The sequence below is a fragment of the Methylobacterium sp. A54F genome (assembly GCF_053346035.1).
Map to the genome: position 1 here is coordinate 197,050 of NZ_JBKFBF010000006.1, position 22,224 is coordinate 219,273.

At 74.1% G+C, this 22,224-nt stretch carries 20 protein-coding genes; 11 read left to right on the forward strand and 9 right to left on the reverse strand.

Annotation, left to right across the window (positions count from 1 at the left end; translation table 11 throughout):
* Positions 1-307: 307 nt before the first annotated feature.
* Positions 308-853, reverse strand: coding sequence for a cysteine hydrolase family protein (locus ACLBXP_RS12120; RefSeq protein ID WP_447667911.1), 546 nt, complete (start codon positions 851-853; stop codon positions 308-310).
* Here ACLBXP_RS12120 and ACLBXP_RS12125 point away from each other — a divergent pair.
* Both ACLBXP_RS12125 and ACLBXP_RS12130 read left to right on the forward strand, forming a co-directional pair.
* The gene (locus tag ACLBXP_RS12125) at positions 848-1,033 is read left to right on the forward strand and encodes a hypothetical protein (RefSeq protein ID WP_447667912.1); all 186 of its coding nucleotides are present in this window, start codon (positions 848-850) and stop codon (positions 1,031-1,033) included. The genes ACLBXP_RS12120 and ACLBXP_RS12125 overlap by 6 nt on opposite strands.
* An 88-nt stretch (positions 1,034-1,121) precedes the next feature.
* Positions 1,122-2,294: a glycosyltransferase family 4 protein gene (locus tag ACLBXP_RS12130; RefSeq protein ID WP_447667913.1), complete on the forward strand. Its 1,173-nt coding sequence runs from the start codon at positions 1,122-1,124 to the stop codon at positions 2,292-2,294.
* A 29-nt stretch (positions 2,295-2,323) separates the two neighbouring features.
* Here the strand turns inward: ACLBXP_RS12130 and ACLBXP_RS12135 are convergent, their stop codons facing one another.
* The 4 genes from ACLBXP_RS12135 to ACLBXP_RS12150 all read right to left on the reverse strand — a co-directional run bounded on the left by ACLBXP_RS12135 (position 2,324) and on the right by ACLBXP_RS12150 (position 5,962).
* On the reverse strand, positions 2,324-3,331 hold the full coding sequence (locus tag ACLBXP_RS12135) for an SDR family oxidoreductase (RefSeq protein ID WP_447667914.1): 1,008 nt from the start codon (positions 3,329-3,331) through the stop codon (positions 2,324-2,326).
* A 242-nt stretch (positions 3,332-3,573) separates the two neighbouring features.
* A complete protein-coding gene (locus ACLBXP_RS12140) occupies positions 3,574-4,305 on the reverse strand; it encodes an SDR family NAD(P)-dependent oxidoreductase (RefSeq protein WP_447667915.1) in 732 nt (243 codons plus the stop codon).
* Positions 4,306-4,335: 30 nt separating this feature from the next.
* A complete protein-coding gene (locus tag ACLBXP_RS12145; RefSeq protein WP_447667916.1) occupies positions 4,336-5,718 on the reverse strand; it encodes a class I adenylate-forming enzyme family protein in 1,383 nt (460 codons plus the stop codon).
* Entirely contained in the window at positions 5,705-5,962 is a 258-nt protein-coding gene (locus tag ACLBXP_RS12150; RefSeq protein ID WP_447667917.1) for a phosphopantetheine-binding protein, read from the reverse strand. Before ACLBXP_RS12150 ends, ACLBXP_RS12145 begins: the two co-directional genes overlap by 14 nt.
* 251 nt (positions 5,963-6,213) lie before the next feature.
* On the opposite strand from ACLBXP_RS12150, the gene ACLBXP_RS12155 reads away from it, so the two are divergent.
* Complete coding sequence (locus tag ACLBXP_RS12155) at positions 6,214-6,438, forward strand: hypothetical protein (protein ID WP_447667918.1); 225 nt, start codon at positions 6,214-6,216, stop codon at positions 6,436-6,438.
* Positions 6,439-6,652: 214 nt separating this feature from the next.
* Here the strand turns inward: ACLBXP_RS12155 and ACLBXP_RS12160 are convergent, their stop codons facing one another.
* A complete protein-coding gene (locus ACLBXP_RS12160; RefSeq protein ID WP_447667919.1) occupies positions 6,653-6,868 on the reverse strand; it encodes a hypothetical protein in 216 nt (71 codons plus the stop codon).
* A gap of 127 nt (positions 6,869-6,995) precedes the next feature.
* A complete protein-coding gene (locus ACLBXP_RS12165) occupies positions 6,996-7,250 on the reverse strand; it encodes a PilZ domain-containing protein (protein ID WP_447667920.1) in 255 nt (84 codons plus the stop codon).
* 344 nt (positions 7,251-7,594) lie between these two features.
* Here ACLBXP_RS12165 and ACLBXP_RS12170 point away from each other — a divergent pair, with 344 nt between their 5' ends.
* The 6 genes from ACLBXP_RS12170 (at position 7,595) to ACLBXP_RS12195 (ending at position 12,718) form a co-directional block, all read left to right on the forward strand.
* The gene (locus tag ACLBXP_RS12170) at positions 7,595-8,620 is read left to right on the forward strand and encodes a sulfate ABC transporter substrate-binding protein (protein ID WP_447667921.1); all 1,026 of its coding nucleotides are present in this window, start codon (positions 7,595-7,597) and stop codon (positions 8,618-8,620) included.
* A gap of 9 nt (positions 8,621-8,629) precedes the next feature.
* A complete protein-coding gene (gene cysT / locus ACLBXP_RS12175; RefSeq protein WP_447667922.1) occupies positions 8,630-9,496 on the forward strand; it encodes a sulfate ABC transporter permease subunit CysT in 867 nt (288 codons plus the stop codon).
* Positions 9,489-10,379 (forward strand): sulfate ABC transporter permease subunit CysW, encoded by an 891-nt coding sequence (gene cysW / locus ACLBXP_RS12180; RefSeq protein ID WP_447667923.1) that lies wholly within the window; start codon positions 9,489-9,491, stop codon positions 10,377-10,379. Before cysT ends, cysW begins: the two co-directional genes overlap by 8 nt.
* 16 nt (positions 10,380-10,395) lie before the next feature.
* Positions 10,396-11,421 (forward strand): sulfate/molybdate ABC transporter ATP-binding protein, encoded by a 1,026-nt coding sequence (locus tag ACLBXP_RS12185; RefSeq protein WP_447668039.1) that lies wholly within the window; start codon positions 10,396-10,398, stop codon positions 11,419-11,421.
* On the forward strand, positions 11,418-12,452 hold the full coding sequence (locus ACLBXP_RS12190) for a cysteine synthase A (RefSeq protein ID WP_447667924.1): 1,035 nt from the start codon (positions 11,418-11,420) through the stop codon (positions 12,450-12,452). Before ACLBXP_RS12185 ends, ACLBXP_RS12190 begins: the two co-directional genes overlap by 4 nt.
* Before the next feature lie 110 nt (positions 12,453-12,562).
* Positions 12,563-12,718 carry a DUF3309 domain-containing protein gene (locus ACLBXP_RS12195; RefSeq protein WP_447667925.1) on the forward strand — a complete coding sequence of 52 codons (156 nt, stop codon included), beginning with the start codon at positions 12,563-12,565 and terminating at the stop codon, positions 12,716-12,718.
* A gap of 15 nt (positions 12,719-12,733) precedes the next feature.
* On the opposite strand, the gene ACLBXP_RS12200 is transcribed toward ACLBXP_RS12195, so the two are convergent.
* Both ACLBXP_RS12200 and ACLBXP_RS12205 read right to left on the reverse strand, forming a co-directional pair.
* Positions 12,734-14,110, reverse strand: coding sequence for a serine protease (locus ACLBXP_RS12200; RefSeq protein WP_447667926.1), 1,377 nt, complete (start codon positions 14,108-14,110; stop codon positions 12,734-12,736).
* A gap of 60 nt (positions 14,111-14,170) precedes the next feature.
* Entirely contained in the window at positions 14,171-14,497 is a 327-nt protein-coding gene (locus ACLBXP_RS12205; RefSeq protein WP_447667927.1) for a hypothetical protein, read from the reverse strand.
* Positions 14,498-14,822: 325 nt separating this feature from the next.
* On the opposite strand from ACLBXP_RS12205, the gene ACLBXP_RS12210 reads away from it, so the two are divergent.
* Both ACLBXP_RS12210 and pbpC read left to right on the forward strand, forming a co-directional pair.
* Positions 14,823-20,111, forward strand: a complete 5,289-nt coding sequence (locus ACLBXP_RS12210; protein WP_447668040.1) for an alpha-2-macroglobulin family protein — start codon at positions 14,823-14,825, stop codon at positions 20,109-20,111.
* Positions 20,112-20,117: 6 nt separating this feature from the next.
* Positions 20,118-22,217, forward strand: coding sequence for a penicillin-binding protein 1C (gene pbpC, locus ACLBXP_RS12215; RefSeq protein WP_447667928.1), 2,100 nt, complete (start codon positions 20,118-20,120; stop codon positions 22,215-22,217).
* Positions 22,218-22,224: the final 7 nt, after the last annotated feature.

Sequence of the window (22,224 nt, forward strand, 5' to 3'; positions counted from 1 at the left end):
CCGATGCATCCTGCGTCGGGCGGACGGAAGCCGTTCCGGTTCCCGCGCCGCTGCCTCGCTCTCCGACTCCTCGGCCGACTCAACGATTCAAAGTCGTCCCAGTGTGGGTCAGCCCGGACTCGTAGTAAAGCTTCGGCCCGACGCAGGGCGTGCAGGGCGCATCAGCAGCTCAACCTTAGGATGAGTAGATGCGGCGGCTATTGGGGAATGCTCGTTTCAACCCTGGGGCTTCGGGCATTCATCGCTGCCGCGGCGGCGCTGATCCTTGCCGCGCGCGCCGCAGGCCTTCGCACACCGCTGAATGTCCTCAGCGCCAGGCCGCCAGGACGGCATCGCTCGACACCGTCTCGACCTGCTGGCCGTAGCGGGTCCGGTACATCGTCATGAGGGCGTCGTGGGCCTCGTCGCAGGAGGAGCACAGGGCGTCGGTGACGATGACGACGCGGTAGCCGAGATCCACGGCGCCGAGGACCGCGCTGAGGACGCAGACGTCGGTCTCCCCGCCCGTGACGATGAGGGTGTCGGCCCTTCGGTCGCGCAGGCGCCCGTCGAGGTCCGTGCCGAGCCAGGGCGAGTAATAGGCCTTATCGACGACCTCGGCGGGCGGCACGAACCGCGCGAGTTCCGGCACGAGGTCGACGAGCCCCGGGGCGAGGCGTTCCCGGGTCATCGAGGCCCAGCGCTCGTAGTATCCGCGCCACGTCCCACGCCCCTCCCCCGGATGCGCGGCGGGGACGAAGCGGGTGAACAGCGTGCGCTCCGGATGGGCTTCCGCGATCCGCGCGACGCGGGGGGTCACCCGCTCCATCCAGGGCGTGAACCAGTCCGTACGCTCGGCAAACATGCGTTGCATGTCGACGCACAGGTGAAGGCAGTTCGCGCCAAGGTCTCCGTGGCGCAGGCAGTCACCCTCACCGTTCATGGGCATCCTTCATCTCGCGAGCAGCAGCCGATACGATGGCTCGAATGGCTGGATCAGCGCCAAATTCAGATTTCGGACGAGGAACAGGCTGAGCGGCGGCCGAAATACTGACATGCGTTAATGACGGGCGCGTGGTTTGCATGGTCTGTGCGGAACCGACCGCCCCTCCCCCGGGGATCGAACGAGGGTCCGCGAGACCATGCGCCCATTCTTCCCGCACGAGGCCGCCCCGAGGGGACCGGACGCCGAGGCAGCGGCGAGCGGCCTGGCGGACGACCCTGTGGACATGCGCATCCTGCTCACCACGGAGGCCGCGGACACGGTCTGGCCCGTCACGCTGCCGCTCGCCGCCGGGCTGGCGGAGCGCGGCGCGGTCGTGACCCTCGCGGTGCTCGGCGCGGCGCCCGACCCGGCCCGGTGGGCCGAGGCCGCCGCCCATCCGCGGGTGAACCTGCTGTTCCTCGGTCAGCCGAGCGAGCGGACCGCCCGCAGCGCCGTCGCCGTGCGCGAGACATCGGACGCCCTCGCGGCCCTGGCCTGGCGCCTCGACGTGGACCTCGTGCACCTGCACGGCGCCGGCCTCTTGGCGAGCGGCGGCTTCCCGGTGCCGACCCTCGCGACCTGCCACGGCTGCGTCGCGACCCTCTGGCAGGCCACCGAGACCGGGCCGCTGCCCGACGACCTCGCCTGGCGCCGCGACCTCACCGGCGAGGGCCTGCGCCGGGCGGACCGCCTGATCGCGCCGACCCGCGCGGCCGCGCGGGCGACGATGGCCGCCTACGGACTGACCCGCGAACCCGCGGTCGTGCATCACGGCCTCGGCCCCCGGAGCTACCTGAACCCCCGCGACGGCGCCCCCTACGTCCTGTCCGCCGCCACGACCTGGGACCGGGCCGACGGTTCGCGCGACCTCGAGGCCGTCGCCGAGGGACTGCCCGTCCCGGTATGCGCCTCCGGCCCGCTGCCCGGCGGGGCGGCCCGGCCCGGCTCCGTCGAGCCCCTCGGGCCCCTGTCGCCCGAGGAGCTGGCGCGCCGCCTCGACCAGCGCCCGATCTACGCCGCGCTCGCCCGTCACGCCGCCTTCGGGCTGCCGGTGCTGGAGGCGGCCGCCGCCGGCTGCGCGCTCGTTCTGTCGGACATCCCCGCCCACCGCGAACTCTGGGCGGACGCCGCCCTCCTGGTGCCGGCCGGTGCGCCGGACGCGGCCCGGGACGCCGTGGTCCGGCTCCTCGCCGACCGCAAGCTGCGCCGCGGCCTCGGCGAGGCCGCGCGGACCCGGGCCGGCAGCTACGGCGTGCCGGCGATGGTGGCGGGCATGCTCGCGCAGTACCAGACCCTGCGCGCCACGCGCCCCGGCAGCGTGGCGGCCTGAGCGGTGAATCGGGGCCGCCACGGCCGCCCTCAGCGCCGGCCCGAGCCGCGCATCAGCGCGGCCGCCGCTGCGACGCCCGCCGTCACGAGGAGGCCCGTCGCCGCCGGGTGGATCGAGGCGCGCGTGTAGGTGCTGCGCCGGCGGACGTAGCCCGGATGACCGCCGCCGGCATGTCCCTCCCCGTCGCCCGGCTCGTCCAGGGACCCGCCCGGGTTGCGGGGCAGCTCGCCCCGCTGCTGCTGCTGCACGGCCCCCCGGCTGAGGCGGTCGAAGGTCCGGGGCGCGAGCGCCTGGAAGGCGCTCATCAGGCGCCCGGCGCCCCCCACGTAGATGTCGCGCTGCGGGTGCACGGCCGCCGTCAGGATGGCGTGGGCCACCTCGCGGACGTCGTAGACGGGCGGCGGCAGCTTCGGCTCCCGGTCGGTGTAGTTGCGAGCGTGCTGCGGGAAGGGCGTGTCGATCGAGCCCGGCTTGATCAGGGTGACGGCGACCGCCTCACCGGCCTCCTCGAGCTCGACCCGCAGGGCGTCCGTGAAGCCCTTGATGGCGTGCTTGCTGGCGCAGTACATGCCCTGCAGGGGGATCGCCACGTCGGAAGCGACGCTGCCGAGGTTGATCAGCACCCCGCGGCTCCGCTTCAGATGCGGCAGGGCGACCAGGGAGCCGTAGACCACGCCCCAGAAGTTCGTCTGGAACAGGCGCTCGTGGTCCTCGTCGCTCACCGCCTCCAGGCGGCCGAAGATCGAGAGCCCCGCGTTGTTCACCCAGGTGTCGATGCGCCCGAACCGCTCGACGGCCGCGTCCGCCACGGCCTGCAGGTCGGCGCGTCGCCCGACGTCGGCGACGACGTGAATCGCCGCGCCGCCGGCCTCCCGGATCTCCTCCTGCACGCGGACGAGCGCCTCGCTGTTGCGGGCGGTCAGCACCACCTCGGCCCCGGCCCGTGCGGCCTCCCGGGCGGTCGCGAGGCCGATGCCGCTCGTGGCGCCGGTGACGACGATGACCTGCTCGCGCAGGGGCTTGTGCGAGGCGTACATGGCGGTTCCCTCGGTGCGGCTCCGTCCGCATCGCGGGAGGCGTCACGCGGCGCCGCACCCGAGTGCTGCACAGCATTCGGTCAGCAGGGGCGCCGGTCGGCCCGCCTCCCTGCGGACACTCTCCGGCAATCCACCGCAGCCGCGCGGGTTCCGGCAAGCAAAGCTGCGTCGAGCGGCCGAGCTTGATCTGTGTTGGATCTGCGCTTTGTCTGGCGGAGCCGCGAAATGCGGCGTGGGCGAACTCACGCGGTGTTGCCGGCGTCGATCGTCATCACGGTGCCGGTGACGTTGCGGCCGCCGGGACCGAGGAGGAACTCCACCGCGCCCGCCACGTCCCCGGCCTCCGGCAGGCGCCGCAGGGCGCTGCGGCGCACGATCCGCTCGCGGCTCGCCCCGTCGAGGCCCGCCGTCATGTCCGTGTCGACGAAGCCCGGCGCGACCGCGTTCACGGTGATGCCGAGGTGGCCGACCTCGCGGGCGAGCGACTTGGTGAAGCCCACGAGGGAGGCCTTCGTCGCGGCGTAGACGGAGAGCGCGCTGTAGCCCGTTGCGGCGATGATCGAGGAGATGTTGACGATGCGGCCCGCCCCGTCCGCCATCATCCCCCGCACCGCGAACTTGGTGAGCATGATCGGCGAGAGGGTGTTGAGGCGGATCAGGGCCTCGATGTGCGGGTTCTGCATCGTGGCGAGCAGGCCCTCGGTGCCGAGCCCGGCGTTGTTGACGAGCCCCCAGAGGGGCCCGAACTCCCGGCGCAGCCCCCGGACGAGGGGCGCGAGCCCCTCGATGTCGGCAAGGTCCGCGGCGCGGAAGTGGAGGGAGCCCGGCGCGCTGCCGTGGGCGGCCCGCGCCTCGGCGAGGCCCGCGCTGTCGTTGCGCGCCACCGCGATCACGTCGAAGCCCGAGGCGGCAAGGCGCGTCGCGATGGCGAGGCCGAGGCCGCGGCTCGCGCCGGTGACGAGGACGTTCGGCATCGGGGTTCCTCAGGCGTTCGGGCAGGCCGTTCAGGCCGGGTGACGGGCGAGCTTGCCGGCGGCGGTGACGGCGAGGCTCGGCACGATGCGCAGCAGCGCCGGGACCTTGTGGGGGCTGAGCGCCTGCCGGCAGGTCGCCAGGACCTCGCGGCGGACCGCCTCGGGCTCCGCGACGTCCTCGGCGAGCACGATGCTCGCCTGGACGACGGCGCCGGTGATCGGGTTGCGGCGTCCCTCGACCAGGGACATGCGCACGCCCGCGTGCCGGTTGATCACCGCCTCGACCTCCTCGGGATGCACCTTGAGGCCGCCGACGTTGATGATGCCGCCGCGCCGCCCCGTGAAGTGGTAGCGCCCGTCCCGCGCCTCGACCATGTCGCCGGTGTCGACGTATCCGTCCGCGTCGGCGAGAGCGAGGCCGGCGCTGCCCACGTAGTCGGAGGCGGTGCGGCGCGAGCGGATGCGCAGGGAGCCGTCGACGACGCGCATCTCGACCTCGGCCCCGGTCCGCCCGACGAGGTCGGCCGGGAAGCCCTCGCGGCCGTCCGTCACCTCGAAGCCGACGCCGGCCTCGGTGGAGGCGTAGGCGTGGCCTATCGCGGCCGCCGGATAGGCCTCCGCCAGGCCGTCGAGGACCGCCTGGTCGGCGATCTCGCCGGAGAGCCGGACGTAGGTCGGCGCCATCGCGGTGCGGCCAGGGCTCATCAGCACCCGGCGCCAGTGCGAGGGCGTGCCCGAGATGTGGGTGACGCTGTGGGCCCCGAGCCGCGCGAGGTGGTCCGAGACCGGCTCGCCCGACGCGGAGAGCACCAGGGAACCGCCGCCCAGCACGCCGCGCAGGAAGATCTGCAGGCCGCCGTAGCGGCGGATATCGTAGAAGGTCGCCCAGACCGGCGGCGGCGCGCCCTCAGGCCGGGGCCGGATCGCGGCGGTGAGGCCCGCGAAATCGTGGCGCACGAGCTTCGGCACCCCGGTGGTGCCGGAGGTCAGGAGCAGCCACTCCGTGGGCCGCTCGAAGGCGGGTTCCCGGGCGGCGGGGACCGGCGGCCAGGCGCAGTCGATCAGGGCGAGGTGGTCGAGCCCCGGGAAGGCGCTGCGCGGCCGGTCGGTGAGCAGGCTGTCGGCGCGGGCCCGCTCGGCGATCACCGGAAGGTGGGCCGGATCGAGGTCGGGCGGGCACAACACCACGGCCTCGGCGAGGCCGTCGAGGCCGATCAGGGCGAGCGCCGCCGCGAACTGCTCGCCGGCGGCGAGCAGGATCCGCCGGCCCGCGACCTCGCCGTGGATGCAGCTCAGGTCCAGCAGCTCGCCGAACGGGAGGCTGCGGTCCCGCCCGTGCAGCGTGCCGCCGGGGCTGCCCGCCGGCGCGTCGGCGAGGGCCTGCCGCAGGGAACGCACCTCAGGCCGCGACATCGACGGCCGACGCCGCGTAGAGCGCGATGAAGTCGCCGAGGGTGACCGGGAACACGATCTCGTCCGAGGCCGTGAACGGATCGACCCCGAAGGCGTCCTCCAGCCGGCTGACGAGGATCGCGAAGCAGAGGGAATCGAGGCCGGATTCCAGGAGGACGAGGTCGTCGGTCAGGGGCGCCAGGGCCTTCTCCTGCTCGTCGGCGACCTGGACGATGTTGTCGATGATGACGGAGCGTGTCGACATGAACGGGATCCTCGCTGCGAGGCGGCCCGCCGCGGGCCGCCTCCGGCCCGGTGGGGCGTCGGTGAGGGCCTCAGGATCGGCCGCAGCCGTAAACGGCGGGTGTGCGAGCGCTGGTGGCCGCGCTCCGATCTCGCAGCGTGGCTGCCGCGAGCTTGCGGGAAAACCGTCGGATTTTTTGGACTATGGTGACGTCACCTTAACCAAGGGGCCGCAAGCTCCTGCCTTCGGCGGCGTACGGGAGCCTCGGGGCCATGTCCAAGATCTCCACCGATGCCGGCCCGGGCGGGACGCAGGACCGCGCGCGCTCCCCCGAGGCCCCGTGGCCGGGCGCCGGCACGCCCGCCGGGACGCTCAGCCCCGGGGTGCGCCGGCATCTCGGGCAGACCCTGCGCACCCACTTCGCCGAGAGCCTCGCGGCACCGGTCGGCCCCTCCATGGAACGCCTGCTCGCGCAGCTCGACCACACCAAGGGCTGAAGACAGCAGTAGCCGGATCGTCGGTCGCGCGCGGCATCGCCGGGCGCTGGCCGCGTCAGCTTGGCCGTGCGTTTCCGCGGCTGCGGTTGGTGCGATTGCCGATCGGCTCAGAGCGCGCAACGGGCTCCCACTCCCCCGTCGGGAGAGGTCTGCTTTCGCAGAAAGCCGGGTGAGGGATCTTAAGGTGCCGGATGAAGCTGCGGCCCTGCGCCCGTCAGTCGAGGGCGACCGCCACCAGCGAGAAGAGGCCGGCGAGCATCAGGTTGCCGGCGACGACGAGGGCGATCACGGTCATGGGGTGGGGGTCCGGCTGCTGGAGCGGTCGGTTGAACGAAGCGGGATGCGGCGTCCGCGCGGGTTGGCGGGTTGCTGGACCTGGGCGAGGCGCCGCGCGCTTGTAGCCGGCGCGGACGCGGCACGTCTCCGACACCGGCCGGAAATCCCGCGGAATCGCGCGACATGGTTGCCGGCGATGCGCTGGCGCAACGCCCCGACCTCCGGCGCTCACGACCCGCAGGTGCAACGCGACGTGAGGCCGGGACCCGGACGGGTACCGGTCAGGCCGCGGCCTGGCTGAAGCAGGCACCGATCTCCTCGTCCGTGCGCCAGACCGTGGTGCAGACCCGAGCCTCGGACATGTAGCCCGACGACAGCACGAAGCTGTCGGGGACGATGTGCGCGTCGAGCATCGTCAGGCGCACGCCCAGGCTCGACAGATCGAAGATGAGACAGGGGATCGACGTGTGCTCGTCGACCGCGATGGAACCGACCTCGTTGACGCGGTTGCGTGTTGCAGCCCGGCGATCATCCATGGAGAGAACTCGAACTCGACTGGACCCGCCGACATCCTGCACAGGCTCGACTAAAGGTTGCGTTTCACGCCTGCATAAAATGTTGCGCATGGCACCCCCTCGCCAGCACCGGGGGCGCGAGCACGTTCTTTTTGCGAAACGTGCGGAAGGGAGCCATTTCTTCTTCACTGTCCCGTATCCACGAGAAGGTTGATCCATGACTGGCTGCCGCAAGGCCGAGCCCGTGGAACAAGCCTTATGCTCAGCTTGACGGGCGGTCGCGAATTCGTTCTATAAAAAGAACAGAGCGGCCCCGACGCGGCGACCGAAACCGGTTGCCGCGCGCATGCACGAGGCACCAGACCGTGACGCATCTTCATCGCCGAGCCCTCGGATCGGGCCTCGCGGCCATCCTCCTGTCGGCCGGCCTCGCGGTCGGCCCGGCCACGGCCGAGACCGCCCTCCTCAACGTCTCGTACGATCCGACCCGGGAACTCTACCGGGAGATCAACGCCGCCTTCGCGGAGGACTGGAAGGCCAAGACCGGTGAGAGCGTGACGGTGCGCGCCTCGCACGGCGGCTCGGGTGCTCAGGCGCGGACGGTGATCGACGGGGTCGACGCCGACGTCGTCACCCTCGGCATCCCGTCCGACATCGACGCGATCGCGAGGCTCACCAAGAAGATCCCGGCGGACTGGCGCGAGAAGCAGCCGAATGCCGGCCTGCCCTACACCTCCACGGTGGTGTTCCTCGTGCGCAAGGGCAACCCGAAGGGCGTCAAGGACTGGGACGACCTCGTGAAGCCCGACGTGAAGGTGATCACCCCGAACCCGAAGACCTCGGCGGGCGGGCGCTGGAACTTCCTCGCCGCCTGGGGCTACGCCTACGGCAAGGACAAGGACGGGCCGAAGGCCGACACCTTCGTGGGCCAGATCTACAAGAACGTGCCGGTCCTCGACACCGGCGCGCGGGGCTCCACGGTGACCTTCGCGCAGCGCGGCCTCGGCGACGTGCTGCCGACCTGGGAGAACGAGGCCTTCCTGGTGCTGCAGGAGTTCGGCGCCGACAAGTTCGACATTGTCGTCCCGCCGAGCTCGATCTACGCCGAGCCGCCGGTGGCCCTGGTCGAGGGCAACGTCGAGCGCAAGGGCACGCGCAAGCAGGCCGAGGCGTACCTGGCCTTCCTCTACACCGACAAGGCCCAGGCGATCTTCGCCAAGCACCATTACCGGCCGCTGAAGCGCGAGGCCGCCGCCAAGGCCGACCTCGACCAGTTGCCGGACATCAAGATGTTCAAGATCGAGGACCTGCAGGGCAGCTGGGACGACATCCAGAAGCGGAACTTCGACAGCGGCGGCCTGTTCGACCAGATCAGCCGCGCAGGCCGATAGGAACCGCCGATGGTCGAGACGCCCCGTACCGGCAGTCCGCGCCGCTTCCTGCTCCGGCGCCCGAGCGTGATCCCGGGCTTCGGGCTCACCTTCGGCTACGCGCTGACCTGCCTCGGCCTCGTGGTGCTGCTGCCCCTCGCCGCACTCGTCGCGAAGGCGTCCGGGCTCGGGGTCTCCGGCATCATCGACGTGGCGACCGATCCCCGCGTGGCGAGCGCGCTCAGGGTGAGCTTCCTGACCTCCCTGGCGGCCGCGCTCACGGCCTCCGTCTTCGGCTTCCTGGTGGCCTGGGTGCTGACCCGCTACACCTTCCCGGGGCGGCGCCTCGTGGACGCCGTGGTGGACCTGCCCTTCGCGCTGCCGACCGCGGTGGCCGGCATCGCCCTCGCCTCGCTCTACGCGCCGAACGGCCTCGTGGGCGCGCAGCTCGCGAAGGTCGGCATCCAGGCGGCCTACACGCCGGTGGGGATCTTCATCGCCATGGTGTTCATTGGCCTGCCCTTCGCGGTGCGCACCGTGCAGCCGCTGATCGCCGAGATCGACCGGGAGGTGGAGGAAGCCTCCGCGACCCTCGGGGCGACCCGGGGCCGGACCCTGACCCACGTCGTGCTGCCCCCGCTGATCCCGGCGGTGCTCACCGGCTTCGCCCTCGCCTTCGCGCGGGGCGTGGGCGAGTACGGCTCGATCATCTTCATCGCCGGCAACCTGCCCTACGTCTCCGAGATCGCGCCGCTCCTGATCGTCATCAAGCTCTCGGAGTTCGACTACGGCGGGGCGGCCGCCATCGCGACGATCATGCTGGCGATCTCGTTCCTGACGCTGCTGGCGATCAACCTGATCCAGGCCTGGAGCCGCCGGAGGTTCGGCTATGTCTGATGCCATCGCGGCTCCGGCCGTCACCGCGCCCCGGGAGGCCCCGCTCCGCAGCGTCGTCACCGAAGGGCGGGCGGTCCGGGCCCTGCTCATCGCGGTCGCGATCGTGTTCCTGGCGCTGTTCCTGGTGCTGCCCCTCGTCACGGTGTTCGCCCAGGCGCTGGCGCGCGGCCTCGACGCCTACCTCGACGCCTTCCGGGAGCCCGACGCCTGGGTGGCGATCCGGCTGACCCTCACCGTCGCGGCCATCGCCGTGCCGTTCAACCTGGTGTTCGGGCTCGCGGCCTCCTGGTCGATCGCCAAGTTCGAGTTCCCCGGCAAGAGCCTGCTCATCACTCTGATCGACCTGCCGTTCTCGGTCTCGCCGGTGGTGTCCGGCATGATCTACGTGCTGATCTTCGGCTCGCAGGGGCTGTTCGGCTCGTTCTTCATCGACCACGGCATCCAGATTATCTTCGCGCTGCCGGGCATCGTGCTGGCCACGATCTTCGTGACCTTCCCGTTCGTGGCCCGCGAGCTGATCCCCCTGATGCAGGAGCAGGGTACCTCCGAGGAGGAGGCCGCGCTGACGCTCGGCGCCTCCGGCTTCCACGTCTTCCGGACGGTGACGCTGCCCAACATCCGCTGGGGCCTGCTCTACAGCGTCCTCCTCTGCAATGCCCGCGCGATGGGCGAGTTCGGCGCCGTCTCGGTGGTGTCCGGCCACATCCGCGGCCTCACCAACACGATCCCGCTCCACGTGGAGATCCTCTACAATGAGTACAACTTCGTCGCCGCGTTCAGCGTCGCCTCCCTCCTGGCCAGCCTCGCCCTCGTCACCCTCGTCATCAAGTCCGTCCTGGAGTGGCGGCACGGGGGCGAGCTCGCGGCCGGGGCGCGCCATTAGCGCGGGCTCCACCGCGATCCGGGTCGAGGGTCTGTCCAAGACCTTCGACACCGCGGCCGTGCTGCACGACCTCTCCCTCGACGTGCGGGCGGGCGAGCTCCTCGGGCTGCTCGGCCCCTCGGGCTCGGGCAAGACGACGCTCCTGCGCATCATCGCCGGGCTCGACTTCCCCGACCGCGGGCGCATCCTGTTCGGGGGCGACGACGCCACCGGCCTGCCCGTTCAGGAGCGGGCGGTGGGCTTCGTGTTCCAGCACTACGCCCTGTTCAAGCACATGACGGTGGCGGCCAACATCGCCTACGGGCTGAACGCCCGGAAGCGGAGCGACCGGCCCTCGCAGACCGAGATCAAGCGGCGGGTGGGGGACCTCCTCGACCTGATCCGTCTCTCGGGCTTCGCCGACCGCTATCCCTCGCAGCTCTCGGGCGGCCAGCGCCAGCGCATCGCGCTCGCCCGCGCGCTCGCCGTGGAGCCGCGGGTGCTGCTCCTCGACGAGCCCTTCGGGGCCCTCGACGCCCAGGTCCGCAAGGACCTGCGCCGCTGGCTGCGCGACATCCACGACCGCACCGGCCAGACCACGATCTTCGTCACGCACGACCAGGACGAGGCGCTGGAGCTGTCCGACCGGGTGGCCGTGCTCGACAAGGGCCGGCTCGAGCAGATCGGCACCCCCGACGAGGTGCAGGAGGCGCCGGCCTCCCCCACCGTGCTGCGCTTCCTCGGCGACACCATCGAGGTCGACGCCATCGCGGAGGGTGGCCGCGTGCTGGTGGACGGGCGGCCGACCCCGGTCGCCGCGCAGGCCGGCCAGATCGGGCCCGTGAAGCTCTACGTGCGGCCCTGGCAGCTGCAGCTCACCGACCTGCCCGCGGCCCACCTCGACGGCACCGTGCGCTCCTCCTACCGCAGCCAGGGGCGCCAGCGCATCGAGGTGGAGCGCGGCAGCGGCAAGCCCCTGGTGGTCGAGGACTTCGACGGCGTGCGCTACCCGCCGGGCCACCGGGTGGGCCTGCGGATCAACGGCGGCTACGTGTTCGCGTGAGCCCCCGCCCCGACGTCCTCTCCGCGATCGGCCGCACGCCGCTGATCCGCCTGCGCCGGGCCTCGGAGGAGACCGGCTGCACGATCCTGGGCAAGGCGGAGTTCCTCAACCCGGGCCTCTCCGTGAAGGACCGGGCGGCGCTCTCGATCGTCGCGGACGCGGAGGCGCGCGGGCTGATCGGCGCCGGCGGCACCATCGTGGAGGGCACGGCGGGCAACACCGGCATCGGCCTCGCCCTCGTCGCGGCGGTGCGGGGCTACCGCACGCTCATCGTCATCCCCGAGACCCAGTCGGCCGAGAAGAAGCAGACCCTGCGGCTCGCGGGCGCCCGCCTCGTCGAGGTGCCGGCGGTACCCTTCGCGAACCCGAACAACTACGTCCACGTGGCGCGCCGCCTCGCCGAGCGCCTCGCCGCGACGGAGCCCGCCGGCGCCTTCTTCGCCGACCAGTTCGACAACGTCGCGAACCGCCGGGCCCATGCGGAGGGCACCGGCCCCGAGATCTGGGAGGGAACGGGGGGCGCCGTCGACGGCTTCGTCTGCGCCGCCGGCACGGGCGGGACGCTCGCGGGCGTCGCCGAGGCCCTGCGCGCCCGCAACCCGCGGGTCGCCATCGCGCTCGCGGACCCGGAGGGCTCGGCGCTCCACGCCCACTACACCACCGGGACCCTGAAGGCGGAGGGCTCCTCGATCACCGAGGGGATCGGCCAGGGTCGGATCACCCGCAACCTCGAGGGCTTCCGGCCGGACGAGGCGTTCCGGATCCCCGACACCGAGGCCCTCGCGGTGGTGTTCGGCCTGATGCGGGAGGAAGGGCTCTCGCTCGGCGGCTCGTCGGGCATCAACGTGGCCGGCGCGATCCGCCTCGCCCGGGCGCTCGGGCCCGGCCACACCATCGTGACCATCCTGTGCGACGGCGCCGCCCGCTACGCCTCGAAGCTGTTCAACCCGGCCTTCCTGCGCGAGCGCGCGCTGCCGGTGCCGGACTGGCTGGAGGCCGCGCCCGCGGACCTCCCTGACTGGCGCGCCTGACCCCGGATCCCGTTTCCTGTGAAATGGTTCCGGATGCATTGAACGGAATCCCGGTCCGCGACGTTTGAACGGTCAAGCTCATACAACCGGAGCTTGATCGGAGTCTGCCCATGTCGCTGACCACTATTCTTCTCATCGTCCTGATCCTGATCGTCCTCGGCGGCGGCAACTTCCTGGGCGGCGGCGCGTACCGGGGGCCGAGCTTCGGCCTCGGCGGCCTCCTGATCATCATCCTGATCCTGCTCATCGCCACCGGACGACTCTGAGGGGCCCGCGCCCGCTCACCGCCCGCAGGTGATCGCCACGACGGCGCCCGCAAGCGGCGCCGTCACCGCGCCGAGGCTGGCGCTCGCAACCGCCCCCGCGGGACCCGCGGGGGCGATGCCGTTCTCGGCGAGGAAGGCCGCCACGGCGGAGGCCGGCGTCAGGGGCTGGCTCGTGGGCGGCACCACGCCGGCCACGAGGCGCGGCGCGGCCGGGAACCGGGCGACGAGGCCCGCGAGACGCCCGGCGCGGTCGAGGACCGGCGCGCCGGCCGCCCCCGGCTGCAGCGGCGCGAACACGCCGCCCGCCGGGCTGCCGGTGCCGGGCGCCGCGGCGATGCCGCTCCGGTCGGCGGCGACCACCACGAGCTCCGTGCCCGCCCCCACCGGCTCCGGCCGCGGGGCGGGCGTCGCAGAGGCAGCCCCCGCCGCCTCCAGCAGGGCGAGGCCCCGCGCCGGATCGGCCTTCAGGATGCGGGCCGGCGCGCCGCCCGCCCGCGGCGCGGCGCAGCCCTGCAGGGGGCCCGCGGCCGTCAGCACCCGTCCGGGCGCGACCCGGAGCCCCGTCCCGGCGGGCGCGGGGTCGGGAACGGCCACCGGCGGCGGTGGCGCGGGCGTCGCGGCGACCGGCCGGCCCGGCTCGGCCGAGGCCGCCGGGAACGGCACGAAGCTGTTGGCGATGGCGATGACGACGGGCTCGACCTGCTCCTCGGCGCCCCGCTCGTAGCTCAGGGCGAACCCGCGCACGCCCGCAGGCCCCGCGTCGTAGCGGACGTAGGAGCGGCCGGCGCCGGTCTCGCCCCGCACCACGATGAAGTCAGGCCGGCGGAGCTTGTAGGTGACCTTGCGGTCGGCGAATGGCGCGGTCGCCCGCTCGAACAGGGCGTCGAGGCCCGGCCCCTCCGGCGGGTAGGAGCGGGTCTCCAGCGTGATGCGCCCGTTCTCGCTCTGCCATCGGGTGCCGCCCGGGACCGGGCTGCGCTTCGGCACCAGCGCCTCGGGCACGCCGATGCGGGCGCCGCTCGCGGGGTCCGCCCGCACGCTGAAGCGCAGGGCGCGGCGGCCCGATTCCGCGGCCGCCAGGATCGCCGCCCGCGCCGGCGGCGCGAGGGGATCGGCAGTCCCCATCCGGCTCGCCGCCGCCGTCAGCGCCTCGTAGGTCTGCCGCCCGAACGCGCCCGTGACGGTGCCCTTGAAGGTGCGGACCCAGATCAGGGCATCCTGCAGGGCGCGGCGGTCGGCTTCCGGCAGGGCTTCGAAGGCCGTGCGCATCGCCTCGACGGCGGGGTCCGGCGCGGCGGCCGGGGGGCGCTGCGCCGGCTGCTGGGCATGGCCCGGCCCCGCGGCCGCCAGGAGGAGGCCGGCGAGGCACCCGATGCGACCGCGACACGCCATGAGCCAGACTCCGCCCGGAGAACGGGCCAAGCGTGGCAGAACGCGGCGGTCAGCGCCAGATCAGCAGCTCAGGCGCCGGCCCTCGCGCCGCCCGAACACCCGGTAATGGTCGATGGCGGACGTCACCTGCCCGCGCTCGACGGCCCGGCGCACGTCCGGGTTGCAGCGCATGTACTCGCGGGCATCGAAGGCGACGGAACCGCCCCCGTAACCGCGGCGGCCGCGGTAATCGTCGTCGTCGCGATCCCGGTAGCCGCGGTCGCGCCCGCCGTACTCCCTGCCGTAATCGCGGTCCCGATACCCGTAATCGGACCCGCCGTAGGGTTGCGCCAGGGCCGAGCCCACCAGGGTCAGGCCGATGGCCGCGGCTGCACACAGCGCTTTCATGGAACGTCCTCTCCTTGTCGGCGCATCAAACGTCCCAGGCCGCCATTGGTTCGATCGCGGGGCGGGCGCAGGAATACGGGGAACCGGGTCGCCGGTTCGCGAAAGGCGGAACCCCGCATCCGCGCTCCGACCGGGGACGCCTGCCCCTCCGGCTCGCGCCCCTCCCGCTCGGACGCCGCGCTGCAGCACCGAGCGTCGCCATTGCGGCCGCGACGCCAAGTGGTACGGTCCCGGCCGCGTGATGCGCGCCCCGCGAATCTTCGGCGGCGGCGCGCGCCGGCCAACGCGAGGCTGGGACGAGGCAGGGGCGAGGCGGATCATGGCGATGTCGGTCTCGGGCGGTTCCGCGTGGCGCGCCGGCGCCCTCGCCCTGCTGGGGCTCGGGCTGCTCGTCGGCCCGGCCGCCGCGCAGGGCGTCCCCACCCCCGCCGCCCGGGTCGCGCCCGCGCCGAAGAGCTTCGTGCGGGAGGCGCTCGCAAGCGCCGCGGTGCGCCTCGAGACGGCGCTGCGCGGCGAGGCCGCCCAGCCGCTCAAGCCTGCCGCGCAGTCGCGGCGCGACGGCGAGGCGCTGATCGCGGCCGAGCGGGCGGCCGATGCCATCGGGCCCCTCACCGCCGCGGTGGCCGCCGACCCGGCCGACCCGCGCAACTGGCTCGCCTACGCGCGTGCCGCCGACGCGGTGGGCTCCGACGACCAGCACGGCGACTACCAGACCCGCCAGCGCCTGCGCGGGCGGGCGCTGGCGGCCGCCTACCAGAGCTACCAGCGGGCGCGCAGCGCCCCCGACGAGGCCCGGGCGCTCGCCGTGCTGGCGGAGGCCTACGGCAACCAGTCCGAGTGGCGCCCCGCCCTCGAAGCCTACCGGGCGAGCCTCGCCATCGCCGATGACGGCGACGTGCGCGCGGCCTACGAGGCGGCCCGCGCCGAGCACGGCTTCCGCATCCTCGACTACAAGGTGGATTCGGATGCGGCCGCGCCCCGCGTCTGCTTCACCTTCTCGGAAGCGGTGGCGCGCAAGACCGACTTCGCGCCCTTCGTCGCCATCTCGGGCACCGCGAACGCCGCCGTGACGGCGGAGGGCCAGCAGGTCTGCGTCGACGGCCTGAAGCACGGCAGCCGCTACGCCTTCGTGGTCCGCCAGGGCCTGCCCTCCGCGGTCGGCGAGGCCCTGCTGAAATCCGCCGATTACGAGGTGTACGTCCGGGACCGCTCGCCCCAGGTGCGCTTCACCGGCCGCAACTACGTGCTGCCCCGGACCGGGCAGGCGGGGGTGCCGCTCCTCTCGGTCAACGCCCCGAAGCTCGACGTCGAGGTGCTGCGGATCGGCGACCGCGGCCTGCTGCCGGCGCTGCGCTCGGAGGATTTCCTCAGCCAGCTCAACGGCGCCACCGCGCGCACCATCGCCGACCAGAAGGGCGTGCGCGTCTGGAAGGGCAGCCTCGACACCGCCAAGGCCGAGATCAACCAGGAGGTCGCGACCGCCTTCCCGGTCCTCCAGGCGGTCGGCAAGCTGGAGCCCGGCATCTACGTGATGCTGGCCCGCCCGAGCGGCGCGGGCCCGCAGCAGGACGAGGAGGGCGGCTACGAGCAGCAGGCGACCCAGTGGTTCGTGGTCTCGGACCTCGGGCTCACCGCCTTCAAGGGACGCGACGGGGTGCACGTGTTCCTGCGCTCACTCGCGAGCGCCGCGGTGGTGCCGGACGCCGAGATCCGGCTGGTCGCGCGCAACAACGAGGTGCTGGGAACCCGCCGGACCGACGCGCAGGGCCACGCCGCCTTCGATCCCGGCCTCGCCCGCGGCGAGGGCGGCATCGCGCCCGGCCTCGTGGTGGCTCAGGTGGGCGACGATTACGGCTTCCTCGACCTCAACCTCTCGGCCTTCGACCTGACGGACCGCGGCGTGAAGGGCCGGGCGAGCCCGGGCACGATCGAGGCGCACGTCTTCCCCGAGCGCGGCGTCTACCGCTCGGGCGAGACGGTGCAGATCACCGCGACGCTCCGGGACGCGCAGGGCGCCGCGGTGACGGGCCTGCCGCTGACCCTCGTGGTGAAGCGCCCGGACGGCGTCGAGTACCGCCGGGTGCAGGTGGCCGACCAGGGGATCGGCGGGCGCGCCCTGCCGCTGCCGCTCCTGCCCGGCGCGCTGCACGGGACCTGGCGGATCGCCGCCTACACGGACCCGAAGGCTCCGGCCCTCGGCGAGGCGAGCTTCCTCGTCGAGGATTACGTGCCCGAGCGCCTGGAGGTCAGCCTCGCGCCCGGGGCGCCGACCCTGCGCCCCGGCGAGCCGGCCCGCATCGGCGTCCAGGCCCGCTACCTCTACGGCGCGCCGGGCTCGGGCCTCGACGTCTCGGGCAGCGTCAGCGTGCAGGCGGCCAAGGGCTCCGGCATCGCCGGGCTCGACGGCTTCTCGACGGGCCTCGACGACGAATCCGTCGAGGCGACGACGCAGGAGATCGAGGAGCACGCGACGACCGACGCCCGGGGCGCCGCGAGCCTGACCGTACCGGTGCCGCGCCTCACCGTGCCGCGGCCGCTCGAGGCCCGCATCACCCTCCAGGTCGGCGAGCCCGGCGGCCGGGCCCTGTCGCGCAGCCTCACCCTGCCGATCCTGCCAGAAGGCCCGGTGCTGGCGATCCGCAAGGGCTTCTCGGGGGACCTCCCGGAGGGCGGCACCGCCACCTTCGACCTCGCCCTCGCCGCGCCCGATGGCCGGCGCCTCGCCGCGAGCGGCGTGACCTGGACCCTGTCGCGCCTCGACCAGACCTATCAATGGTACCGGGCGGACGGACGCTGGTCGTTCGAGCCCGTGAAGTCGGTGCGGCGCGTCGCGGACGGGCGCGTCGACCTCAGGGCGGACGGGCCCGGCAAGGTCTCGGCTCCGCTGAGCTTCGGCCGCTACCGCCTGGAGGCGAGCCTGCCCGGGCAGCCGGGGGCGGCGGCGAGCGTCACCTTCGCGGTGGGCTGGGGCGGCGGCGAGACCGCGGACGCGCCGGACCTCCTCGACCTCACCCTCGACAAGGGCGCCTATTCGGCCGGCGAGACCCTGCGGGCGCGCCTCGCCCCGGCCTTCAAGGGCACAGCGACCCTCGCGGTGGTGAGCGACCGGGTCCACGCGGTCGTCACCGCGACGGTGCCGGAGGGCGGCACCACCGTCGAGATCCCCGTCAAGGCCGAGTGGGGCGCGGGAGCCTACCTCGTGGCGAGCGCCTACCGGCCCCTCGACCAGGCGGCCAAGCGCCTGCCGGGGCGGGCGCTCGGCCTCGCCTGGTTCTCGGTGGACCGCGACCGGCGCGCCCTCGACGTGGCGATCGCGGCGCCCGCCAAGGCGCGCCCCCGCGAGACCCTGAGCCTGCCGGTGCGCGTGGCGAACCTCGGCCCCGGCGAGGAGGCGCGGGTGACGGTGGCGCTCGTCGACGTCGGCATCCTCAACCTCACCCGCTACGAGGCGCCGAACCCCTTCGCCTACTACTTCGGCCAGAAGGCGCTGGGCCCCGAGATCCGCGACCTCTACGGGTACCTGATCGACGGCATGCAGGGGACGCTGGGGGCCATCCGCTCCGGCGGCGACGGCGGGGCGGAGCTCGGGGAGGCGCCCCCGACGCAGGCGCCGCTCGCCCTCTATTCGGGGATCGTCACTGTGGGGCCCGACGGCACCGCGCAGGTGGACTTCCCGCTGCCCGCCTTCAACGGCACCGGCCGCGTGATGGTGACGGCCTGGAGCCGCTCACGGGTCGGCCAGGCGGAGGCCGACGTGATCATCCGCGACCCCGTGGTGCTCACCGGCACGCTGCCGCGCTTCCTCAACGTCGGCGACCGCTCACGCTTCTTCGTGGCGCTCGACAACGTCGAGGCGCCGGCGGGCGACTACACGGTGGACCTCGACCTCGCCGGCCCGGTGCTGGTCGGCGCCGAGGCGGCGCACAGGCGGCTGCGCCTCGAAGCCGGGGGCAAGGGCCAGCTCGTCATCCCGATCACCGCCGCGGGGCCGGGCCTCGCCCGCCTCGACGTGACCCTGACCGGGCCGGGGCTCGCCGGCAGCGCCGGGCAGAGCTTCGCGCTCGCGGTCTCGCCCGGCACCGGCGCCCTGGTGCGCCGGAGCGTGCAGACGCTCCAGCCCGGCGCCGGCCTGACCCTGTCGGCCGACATGCTCGCCGACATCCTGCCCGGCACCGGCACGGTCTCGGTCTCGGCCTCGCCCCTCGCCGGCGTGGACGTCGCCGCCCTCCTCCAGGCCCTCGACCGCTACCCCTACGGGTGCTCGGAGCAGGTCGTCAGCCGGGCGATGCCGCTCCTCTACGTGAACCGTCTCGCCACCCTCGATGGACTCGCGCTGGACGACACGGTGGACAGCCGCGTCCGCGGGGCGATCGAGCGGCTCCTGTCCAGGCAGGATTCGAGCGGCGATTTCGGCCTGTGGTCCGCCTCGGGCTCGAACGATCTCTGGCTCGCGGCCTACGTCACCGACTTCCTCACCCGCGCCCGCGAGCGGGGCTTCGCGGTGCCGCAGACGGCCTTCACGAGCGCCCTCGACCGCCTGCGCAACGCGGTGGCCAACACCACCGAGGTCCGCGACGGCGGCAGCGACCTCGCCTACGCGGCCTACGTGCTCGCCCGGAACGGCCGCCCGGTGATGGGCGACCTGCGCTACCTCGCCGACACGAAGCTCGACGCCTTCGCGACGCCCCTCGGGCAGGCGCAGATCGCGGCGGCGCTGGCGCTGCTGGGCGACCGCGGCCGGGCGGCCCGCGCCCTCGACGCGGCGCTGGCGCGCCTGCGCACGACCCGCGACACGCAAGCCTACCGCGCCGATTACGGCTCCCGCCTGCGCGACGGGGCCGGCCTCCTCGCGCTGGCGGCGGAGTTCGGCGCGACCCGCGAGGCGCTGACCCCCGTCGCCGCCGTGCTGAGCGAGGAACGCGCGAGCGGGCGGCCCACCAGCACGCAGGAGAACGCCTGGATGGTGCTGGCCGCGCAGGGCCTGACGAAGGAGGCCGAGGGCCTCTCCTTCACGGTGGACGGCGCCCCCCAGGCCGGCGCCCTCGCCCGAACCTTCCGGGCGGCGGCGCTGGAGGCGCGGCCCGTGGCGATCGTCAACACCGGCCGGGGCCCCGTGCAGGTCGCGGTCGGCGTCGGCGGCAACCCGATCGGCCCGGAGCCCGCGGAGGCGCGCGGCTACACCGTGGAGCGCACCTTCCACCGCCTCGACGGCAGCGTGGTCGAGCCCGGCGGCATCCGCCAGAACGACCGGCTCGTGGTCGTCCTCAAGGTGACGGAGGCCAAGGCCAGCGCCGCCCGCCTGCTCCTCGTCGACCGCCTGCCGGCGGGCCTCGAGATCGACAACCCGAAGCTCCTCGACGCGGACACCCTCAAGGGGCTTGCCTTCGCGAAGACCGACGTCCAGCCGGTCCACACCGAGTTCCGCGACGACCGCTTCGTGGCCGCCTACGACCGGACGCCCGAGCAATCGGCCTTCTTCACCGCCGCCTACACGGTGCGGGCGGTCTCGCCGGGCAGCTACGTGCTCCCGGGCGCCACGATCGAGGACATGTACCGCCCCGAGCGCTTCGGCCGCACCGCCTTCGGGTCGGTCGAGGTCGGGCCGGCGAAGTAGCCGGCGGTGCGGCGCGAGGCGCCCGCTTGGGGGCGAGGGCGAGCGGGCGCGGCGCTCGCCCTCCTGACCCTCACCCTCCTGGGCCTGCCCTGCCTCGCCCTCTGGCGCTACGCCGCCGGGCTGCCGCCCCTCGACCTGACGCGCGCGGGCGAGCGCTCCACCGTCGTCCTCGACCGCGACGGGCGGCTCATGCGCCCGTTCGCGACGCCGGACGGGCGCTGGCGGCTCCCCGTCACGGCGGCGGCGGTCGATCCGCGCTTCCTCGCCATGCTGCAGGCCTACGAGGACCGCCGCTTCGCGTCCCATCCCGGCATCGACCCGGCCGCGACGCTGCGCGCCGCCGGGCAGTGGCTCGCGCACGGCCGGATCGTCTCGGGCGGGTCCACCCTGTCGATGCAGGCGGCCCGCCTCGCGGAGCCGCGCCCGGAGCGCTCCCTCGCCGCGAAACTCCGCCAGATGGTGCGGGCGGTGGCGCTGGAGCGGCAGCTCGGCAAGGCGGCCGTCCTCGACCTCTACCTCGCGCTCGCCCCCTACGGCGGCCCGGTGGAGGGCGTGCGGGCCGCGAGCCTCGCGTATTTCGGGCGCGAGCCCGCCCGGCTCTCGGCGGCCGAGGCCGGGCTCCTCGTCGCCTTGCCCCAAGCCCCGGAGGCGCGCCGGCCCGACCGCTTTCCGGAGGCCGCGCGGCGGGCGCGCGACCGGGTGCTCGCCATCGCGGCCGAGCGCGGCGTCATCACCGCCCGGGAGGCCGAAGCCGCGAAGGCGGAGCCGGTGCCGCTCGCGCGAAAGCCCTTCCCGATGCTCGCCGCCCACGCGGCCGAGGCGGCCGTCGCGGCGGCCCCGGAGGAGCGGGTGCTGCGCCTCACCCTGGACGGGCGCCTGCAGGCGAGCCTGGAGACCCTGGCGCGGGAGCGCGCGGCGGCCGCGGGCCCCGTTCTGTCGGCGGCGATCCTCGTCCTCGACAACCGCAGCGGCGCGGTGCTGGCCCAGGTCGGCAGCGCCGGCTATCGCGACGCGGAACGGCGCGGCGCCATCGACATGACCCTGGCGGTACGCTCGCCGGGCTCGGCGCTGAAGCCCTTCATCTACGCCCTCGCCTTCGAGAACGGCCTCGCCCACCCCGAGACGCTCCTCGACGACCGGCCCGCCCGCTTCGCGGCGACCTATGCGCCGGAGAATTTCGACCTCACCTACCAGGGCACGGTGACGGCCCGGCGGGCGCTGCAGCTCTCCCTCAACGTGCCGGCGGTCGAGCTCCTGGAGGCGCTGGGCCCCGCCCGCCTCATCGCCCGGCTGCGGGCGGCGGGCGCCGGAATCCTCCTGCCGCGGGACACGGCGCCGGGCCTGCCGGTGGCGCTCGGGGGCCTCGGCATCACGCTGACCGACCTCGCCCGGCTCTACGCGGGCCTCGCCCGCGGCGGCCCGGTGCCTGACCTCGTGCGGCGCGCCGACGTGCCCGGGACGGCCGCCGCGGGGCAGCCGGTGGCCGACGCGGTGGCGGCCTGGTACGTCGCCGACATCCTGCGGGGAGCGGCGCCCCCCGAGAACGCCCTGCCGAACCGCATCGCCTACAAGACCGGCACGTCCTACGGCTATCGCGACGCCTGGGCGATCGGCTTCGACCGCCGCGTGACCGTCGCGGTCTGGGTCGGGCGGGCCGACGGGGCGGGCGTGCCGGGCCTCGTCGGGCGCCTCGTGGCGGCCCCCCTGCTGTTCGATGCCTTCAGCCGGTACGGCGGCGAGCCGGAGCCCGTGCCGCAGGCGCCCGGGGCGCTGCTCGCCACGACCGCCGGGCTGCCGCCGCCGCTGCGCCACATCCGGCGCGACGGCCCGAAGACCCTCGCCGCCACCGTGACGGCGCCGCTGCGGATCGCCTACCCGCCGGACGGCGCGCGGATCGACCTCGGGCTCGCGGAAGGGCCCGCCGCGGGGCTCGCCCTGAAGGCGCTCGGCGGGGTGCCGCCGCTGACCTGGATGGTCGACAGCCTGCCGGTCGCCGCGAGCCCCCGCCGCCAGACGGAGTGGCGCCCGGACGGCGCGGGCTTCGCCCGCATCTCCGTGCTCGACGCGTCGGGGGCGAGCGACAGCGTGGTGGTGCGGCTGGAGTGATCCCCTG

What these genes read in the sequence shown, in the direction of transcription:
- ACLBXP_RS12120 (WP_447667911.1), bottom strand. Translation starts at nt 853, where the DNA reads ATGCAACGCATGTTTGCCGAGCGTACGGACTGGTTCACGCCCTGGATG.
- ACLBXP_RS12150 (WP_447667917.1), bottom strand. Translation starts at nt 5,962, where the DNA reads ATGTCGACACGCTCCGTCATCATCGACAACATCGTCCAGGTCGCCGAC.
- ACLBXP_RS12210 (WP_447668040.1), top strand. Translation starts at nt 14,823, where the DNA reads ATGTCGGTCTCGGGCGGTTCCGCGTGGCGCGCCGGCGCCCTCGCCCTG.
- ACLBXP_RS12155 (WP_447667918.1), top strand. Translation starts at nt 6,214, where the DNA reads ATGTCCAAGATCTCCACCGATGCCGGCCCGGGCGGGACGCAGGACCGC.
- ACLBXP_RS12145 (WP_447667916.1), bottom strand. Translation starts at nt 5,718, where the DNA reads ATGTCGCGGCCTGAGGTGCGTTCCCTGCGGCAGGCCCTCGCCGACGCG.
- cysT (WP_447667922.1), top strand. Translation starts at nt 8,630, where the DNA reads ATGGTCGAGACGCCCCGTACCGGCAGTCCGCGCCGCTTCCTGCTCCGG.
- ACLBXP_RS12135 (WP_447667914.1), bottom strand. Translation starts at nt 3,331, where the DNA reads ATGTACGCCTCGCACAAGCCCCTGCGCGAGCAGGTCATCGTCGTCACC.
- ACLBXP_RS12205 (WP_447667927.1), bottom strand. Translation starts at nt 14,497, where the DNA reads ATGAAAGCGCTGTGTGCAGCCGCGGCCATCGGCCTGACCCTGGTGGGC.
- ACLBXP_RS12165 (WP_447667920.1), bottom strand. Translation starts at nt 7,250, where the DNA reads ATGGATGATCGCCGGGCTGCAACACGCAACCGCGTCAACGAGGTCGGT.
- ACLBXP_RS12200 (WP_447667926.1), bottom strand. Translation starts at nt 14,110, where the DNA reads ATGGCGTGTCGCGGTCGCATCGGGTGCCTCGCCGGCCTCCTCCTGGCG.
- ACLBXP_RS12130 (WP_447667913.1), top strand. Translation starts at nt 1,122, where the DNA reads ATGCGCCCATTCTTCCCGCACGAGGCCGCCCCGAGGGGACCGGACGCC.
- ACLBXP_RS12195 (WP_447667925.1), top strand. Translation starts at nt 12,563, where the DNA reads ATGTCGCTGACCACTATTCTTCTCATCGTCCTGATCCTGATCGTCCTC.
- cysW (WP_447667923.1), top strand. Translation starts at nt 9,489, where the DNA reads ATGTCTGATGCCATCGCGGCTCCGGCCGTCACCGCGCCCCGGGAGGCC.
- ACLBXP_RS12140 (WP_447667915.1), bottom strand. Translation starts at nt 4,305, where the DNA reads ATGCCGAACGTCCTCGTCACCGGCGCGAGCCGCGGCCTCGGCCTCGCC.